Below are 6,369 nucleotides of genomic sequence, written 5' to 3' on the forward strand. Positions count from 1 at the left end.
GAGGGGATCTAGCCCGTCGTGACGGCCAAGCCAAGCCAGCGGGTAGAGCAGGACGAGTTGCGGGCGCGGATGCGCGCGGTCGGGATGAGTCACGACGAGATCGCGATCGAGTTCGCCCGCCGCTACCACTACCGCCCCCGCGCCGCCCATCGCCACGCCCGCGGCTGGACCCAGACGCAGGCCGCGAACCACATCAACGCCCACGCCGCCCGCGCCGGCCTCGACCCGGACGGCGCAGCCCCCATGACCGAACAGGAGATCCACGACATGGTCACCGCCGTGGGCGACATCGTCGCCGTTCTCACCGAAGCCGACCCGGCCGATAAAGCCGAGATCTACACCCAACTCGGCCTGCAACTCACCTACGAACCAGGAGCCCACCGAGTGATCGCCGAGGCCAAGCCTCAAGGGATCATGTACGAACGAGAGTGTCCGAGGGGGGACTTGAACCCCCACGCCCGTTAAAGGGCACTAGCACCTCAAGCTAGCGCGTCTGCCATTCCGCCACCCGGACAGGTGGTTCGCGGATGTCTCACCCGCGAACGACTGCGATGCTACACGCTCCAAGGGGGTGCTTGTCGCTACCCCCGACCATCAGACGATCAAGTCCCGACTTGCGAGTTCTGGCCCGCTTCGACGAGAACGAGAAGCAGTATGATCATTACTTGAGGTGCACCCCGGGGGATGTCGATCATGACTGGCCGGACGCCGGGGCCTCTGGGCCTCGCCTACGCGACGGGCCTATGCGACGGGCCCGCCATGCGGCTGGCCGCCCCGACCCGTCGGAGGAACTCCTCGACCAGGCTGATCAGCTCCCGGGCCACCTCGGGCGGGAGATCCGCGGACAGCACCGCCGGCAGTTGGGTTCCAGCCGCTCCAGCGAAGCTCCGGTTACTCACGCGGAGCATCGACTCGAACACCGGGAGTCCGAGACCAGATGCCTGGTGGATGTAGGGCCGCAGGAAGCTGGTCGGCCGACCGCCGTAGTACTGGACCATCATGAGAACAACACCGAGCACCCGCGGTTCGAGTCGTTTCACGGCCGGATGCATCCCGGACTGCAACCCCGCGACCCTGTTGTACTCCCAGACGAACCGGCCCAGTCTGCTCATCAGATGTTCGATGCCCAGCGTCGACAGGTTGTCCGGCCGGGCCGGGATGAGCAGGTGGTCGCAGGCTGCGATCGCGGCCCGGGTGATGACTCCGAAGTTCGGCGGGCAGTCGATGAGCACAAGGTCGTAGTCGTACGTGGAGAAGGACGCCAGCCCGGTGGCCAGCCGCTGGTAGACGTCGAAGTAGTACCTGGTGGACCGGTGGGCCCGCGCCCCGCCCAGCCTGGCGGTGAGGTCCATCTCGATGTCGCCGAGTGAGAGGTGCGACGCGAGCAGGTCCAACGTGCCGCCGCCCGCGGCGACGGCGGCGTTGACGACCGATGGTGTGGTCACGTACCCCGCGAGGGGCGGTGGGGTGGTCTCCGGCCGCCACGACTCGAACCACGCCTTGACGGTTCTCCGGTGGTCGGCGAGGTCCGTCCGCCAGGTCTCGGGTCGGTAAAAGGAGAAGGTCAGGTTCGCCTGCGGGTCCAGGTCGATCATCAGTACCCGTCTCCCCAGCCGGGCGATCGCGGCGCCGATGTTTGCGGTGAGCGTGGTCTTGCCTACCCCGCCCTTGTAGCTGGCGATCGCCACGGCCTTCACCGCATCCTCGCTCCCGGTCGCGCGCTCCGCCCGGCGGCGGAGGGACGTCGTGTCTCCTCGGCCGGACCCGCAATGCTTCCGCGTCCGGTTCACCAGCAGACTACGGCTGTTTCTGGATCGGTAACGTCGTCGGGAGTCGGATACTGGTGACTTCCGCCTTCGGGGACGGGAAGGAAGTCCCTCCTCGATCCGCCTCCGGACGCCTGAGTCTGGGATGTATGGGTCAGAAGACGATCGATGGGAACGAGGCCGCCGCGTTGGTGGCCTACCTGGCGAGCGAGGTGATCGCGATCTATCCGATCACCCCGGCGTCGGCTATGGGGGAGCTGGCCGATGCGTGGGCGGCGAAGGGCCGCCCGAACCTGTGGGGTGCGGTGCCCGAGGTCGTCCAGCTGCAGAGTGAGGGTGGTGCCGCCGGCACTGTGCACGGGGCGTTGCAGGCGGGTGCGCTGTCGACGACGTTCACCGCCTCGCAGGGTCTCCTGCTGATGCTGCCCAACATGTTCAAGATCGCCGGCGAGCTCACGCCGATGGTTCTTCACGTCGCGGCCCGGACCGTGGCCACGCACGCACTGTCGATCTTTGGTGATCACAGTGATGTGATGGCGGCGAGGTCGACCGGTTTCGCCATGCTGTGTTCGGCGTCGCCGCAGGAGGCGCATGACCTGGCCGCGGTGGCGCATGCGGCAACGCTCGAGTCGCGGGTACCGTTCCTGCACTTCTTCGACGGTTTCCGCACGTCGCACGAGCTGAACGAGGTGGCGTTGCTCGACGACGGCACGCTGGGTGGTCTGCTGGCTGCCGGGCATATCGATGCCCATCGCCGCCGGGCGTTGTCCCCCGACCGTCCGGTGATCCGGGGCACCACCCAGGATCCCGACACGTTCTTCCAGGCCCGGGAGGCGTCGAACACGTTCTACGCCGCGGTTCCCGGGATTGTGCAGGGGGTGATGGACCGGCTGGCCGCGGCGACGGGCCGGGCCTACCGTCTGTTTGAGTATCAGGGTCATCCCGAGGCCGAGCGGGTTGTGGTCGTCATGGGGTCGGGTCGGTCGGCGGTGCGGGAGGCGGTCACCCGGCTGGTCGAGCGAGGCGAGCGGGTCGGGTTCGTCCAGGTTCGTTTGTTCCGTCCCTTCGACGGCCGGGCGTTGCTCGCGTGCCTGCCCTCGACGGTGCGGTCGGTCGCGGTCCTGGACCGGACGAAGGAGCCGGGCGCGTCGGGTGAGCCGTTGCGGCTGGATGTCGTCGCCGCGTTCGCGGAACGGCCCGAGCGGATGCCGCGGGTGATCGGTGTCCGTTACGGGTTGGCGTCGAAGGAGTTCACCCCGGCGATGGCGGCGGCGGTGTTCGACGAGCTGGCCGGCGCGGCGCCGCGCCGGGAGGTGACGGTGGGTATCCGCGACGACGTCACGGACCTGTCGCTCGAGGTGGACGACGACCGTGTCCCGGAGCCGGATGACGTGCTGCGGGCGGTGTTCTACGGGCTCGGTAGCGACGGCACGGTGGGTGCCACGCGGGCAACGGCCGGTATCGTCGCAGCTCGCACGCCGCTGCACGCGCAGGCGTACTTCGTGTTCGACTCCAAGAAGTCGGGGTCGATGACGGTCTCGCATCTGCGGCTGTCGCCACGACCGGTCGACTCCCCGTGGCTTATCCAGAACGCCCAGTACGTGGGCTGTCATCAGTCCTCGCTGCTGGAACGGGTGGACGTGCTCGCCGTGGCCGCGCCGGGTGCCACCGTGCTGCTCAACAGCCCGCATGCGCCGGAGAAGGTGTGGGAGCATCTGCCGGCCGACGCGCAGCGGCACCTGCTCGACCGGGATGCGCGCCTGTTCGTCGTCGACGCCGACCGGGTGGCGAAGCAGGCCGGCATGCCCGGGATCGTAAGCCCGGTGCTGCAGACCTGTTTCCTGGCGCTGTCCGGTCTGCTGGACCGCGACGAGGCGATCGCGGCGGTCAAGGACGGGGTCCGCGCCGCCCGCGGCAAACGCGGTGACGCCGTGCTGCAGCGTAACTTCGCCGCCATCGATGCCGCGCTCGACGCCCTGCACGAGGTCGACCTGCAGGCTCGTGTGGTCACGGGCCAGGCGCGCCGGCAGCTGCTCGGCGAGGCGCCCGCATTCGTCCGGCAGGTGACGGCGCGGATCATGGCAGGGGAGGGGAACCTGCTTCCCGTCAGCGCACTACCGGCTGACGGCACCTTCCCCGTCGGGACGGCCCGGTACGAGAAACGCGGCCTGACCCGCGAGCTTCCGGTGTGGGATGCGGACCTGTGCATCGACTGCGGCAAGTGCGCGATTTCCTGCCCGCACGCCGCCATCCGGATGACGTTGTTCGACCCGGCGCGGCTCGCCGACGCGCCGGCGTCGTTCCGGCACAAAAAGCCGAAGGACCGCACCCTCGCGGCGTTCCGGCTCGCGGTGCAGGTGGCACCGGACGACTGCACCGGCTGCGGCATCTGCGTCGAGGCCTGCCCGGCGAAGAGCCGGGAGATCGAGGGCCATCGCGCCCTGGACATGGTCGACGCCGCACCCCGCTTCGAGGAGGAACGTGCCGGATGGGCGTTCCGCGAAACGCTGCCGGCGGTCCCACCGGCGCTCGCCCCACCGGACACGGTCCGCGGCTCGCAGCTACGGGAGCCGCTGTTCGAGTTCTCCGGCGCCTGCGCCGGCTGCGGGGAGTCGCCCTACCTCAAACTGCTCACGCAGCTGTTCGGTGACCGCATCATCGTCGCCAACGCCACGGGATGCTCGTCCATCTACGGCGGCAACCTGCCGACCACACCCTGGTCGGCGGGCACCGACGGCCGCGGCCCGGCCTGGGCGAACTCGCTGTTCGAGGACAACGCCGAGTTCGGGCTCGGGATACGCCTCGCGCTCGACAGCCGGGCCCGCGAGGCCCGCCGACTGCTGCGCGCACAGACCGCGACGGTCGGCGGCACGCTCGTCGAGGCGCTGCTCACCGCCGACCAGTCGACCGAGGCCGGCATCCTCGACCAACGCCAGCGGGTGGCCGAACTACGCCGGCGGCTGGCCACCGTCGACCACGACACCACCCTCGACGCTGTCCTCGACGACCTCGTCGACAAAAGCGTGTGGATCATCGGTGGGGACGGGTGGGCGTACGACATCGGCTTCGGCGGCCTCGACCACGTGCTCGCGTCGGGACGCGATGTCAACGTGCTCGTCCTCGATACCGAGGTGTACTCCAACACCGGTGGGCAGGCGTCGAAGTCGACGCCGCGCGCCGCGGTCGCGAAGTTCGCCGGCGGCGGCAAACGGACCCGCAAGAAAGACCTCGGGCTGCTCGCCGCCGCCTACGGCGACGTGTACGTCGCGCAGGTCGCCCTCGGCGCCAACGACCAGCACACGGTGAAAGCCTTCAACGAGGCGGCCAGCTGGCACGGCCCGTCCCTCATTGTCGCCTACAGCCACTGCATCGCCCACGGCATCACCATGACCGACGGCCTGGCCCACCAGAAAGCCGCGGTGAAATCGGGATACTGGCCGCTCTACCGGGTCGACCCCCGCGCGGAAAGGCCGTTCTCCCTCGACTCGCGGGCACCGTCCATCCCCTTCAGCGAGTTCGCCGCCACCGAATCCCGGTTCACCCTCCTCAACACCGTCAACCCCGACGAAGCCGACGAGCTCGCGGCACTCGCCCAACGCGACATCCTCGGGCGCTGGCAGACCTACGAACACGAAGCCGCCCACCCCCGCCACACCACCACGTAAGACTGAAGCGGCGCCGTACCCACCAAAGCGCCGTGCCCACAGACCGGCGAAATGTTCGATCTTGAGGGCGAGCCCGTGAGCACGGTGAATGTGCCGTCCGGCGCGGCTTGAGAGTCGCGCAACAGCGGCTTGCAGGAATTTGACAGTAATGTCGAGATGTTCCGGGCATGTTCCGGAATTGTGCCACCTGTAGGTGGTTCCTCGTTCAAGGAGGATTTGCGGTGACGAAAACGACAGGAAAGCCAGGGAAGACGGAGAAGGCGGGAAAAGTCGGCCCGGAGTTCGGTCCGTTGGCGGCCCTGGCCGGTGCGTGGGAGGGCGACCAGGGGGTGGACGTTGCCTTCGGCAACGCCGAGGGCACGATTATCGAGACCCCGTACCGCGAGAGGGTCACCTTCAAGCCCTTCGGTCCCGTGGACAACGGCCCGCAGTGTCTCTACGGCCTCGACTACCACATGGCCGCGTGGCGGGCTGGCGAGGAGAAGGCGTTCCACACTGAGATCGGCTACTGGCTGTGGGACGCCAATCTCGGCCACGTCATGCGGTGCTTCATGGTGCCCCGCGGTGCGGTCCTGATCGCCGGTGGTGCCGTGGCGCCGGACGCGACCGACTTCACCCTGCGGGCGCAGGCCGGCTCCCCCACGTACGGCATCCTGTCCAACCCCTACCTGGCGCGCGCTGCGAACAGTATCCGCTACGAGGTGAGCATCACCGTCACCGGCAACGGGAGCTTCGCCTACACCTCCACGACCACCATCGATCACGAGCGGGTGTCCGACCCGGTCGCCCATACGGACCGCAACGTGCTGCGGCGCCTGTCCGACGCTTAGCCGCCCGGCTTAGAGCGTGTCTCACGTCGAGTGCGGGAGCTTCTTCCAGCAGGTGATCGCGGCAGCCAGGCAGAGGAACCCGAGGAAGTTGTAGCCGTTGCGTTCGTA

4 protein-coding genes and 1 tRNA gene are annotated in these 6,369 nt (G+C 68.6%); 3 read left to right on the forward strand and 2 right to left on the reverse strand.

The window, feature by feature from the left end:
- Positions 1–69 precede the first annotated feature (69 nt).
- Positions 70–465 (forward strand): hypothetical protein, encoded by a 396-nt coding sequence (locus tag BMG523DRAFT_RS26660; protein WP_082456821.1) that lies wholly within the window; start codon positions 70–72, stop codon positions 463–465.
- On the opposite strand, the gene BMG523DRAFT_RS18365 is transcribed toward BMG523DRAFT_RS26660, so the two are convergent.
- Positions 430–514, reverse strand: a tRNA-Leu gene (locus BMG523DRAFT_RS18365). The two genes, BMG523DRAFT_RS26660 and BMG523DRAFT_RS18365, sit on opposite strands and share 36 nt — an antisense overlap.
- A gap of 214 nt (positions 515–728) precedes the next feature.
- Complete coding sequence (locus tag BMG523DRAFT_RS18370) at positions 729–1,697, reverse strand: ParA family protein (protein ID WP_011436459.1); 969 nt, start codon at positions 1,695–1,697, stop codon at positions 729–731.
- Between the two features lie 218 nt (positions 1,698–1,915).
- Between BMG523DRAFT_RS18370 and nifJ the strand changes: the two genes are divergently transcribed.
- Complete coding sequence (gene nifJ, locus BMG523DRAFT_RS18375; protein ID WP_035959116.1) at positions 1,916–5,431, forward strand: pyruvate:ferredoxin (flavodoxin) oxidoreductase; 3,516 nt, start codon at positions 1,916–1,918, stop codon at positions 5,429–5,431.
- Positions 5,432–5,652: 221 nt separating this feature from the next.
- On the forward strand, positions 5,653–6,261 hold the full coding sequence (locus BMG523DRAFT_RS18380; protein ID WP_011436457.1) for a heme-binding beta-barrel domain-containing protein: 609 nt from the start codon (positions 5,653–5,655) through the stop codon (positions 6,259–6,261).
- Positions 6,262–6,369 lie beyond the last annotated feature (108 nt).

It is taken from the genome of Frankia sp. BMG5.23, from assembly GCF_000685765.2.
GTDB classification, from domain to species: Bacteria; Actinomycetota; Actinomycetes; order Frankiales; family Frankiaceae; genus Frankia; species Frankia casuarinae.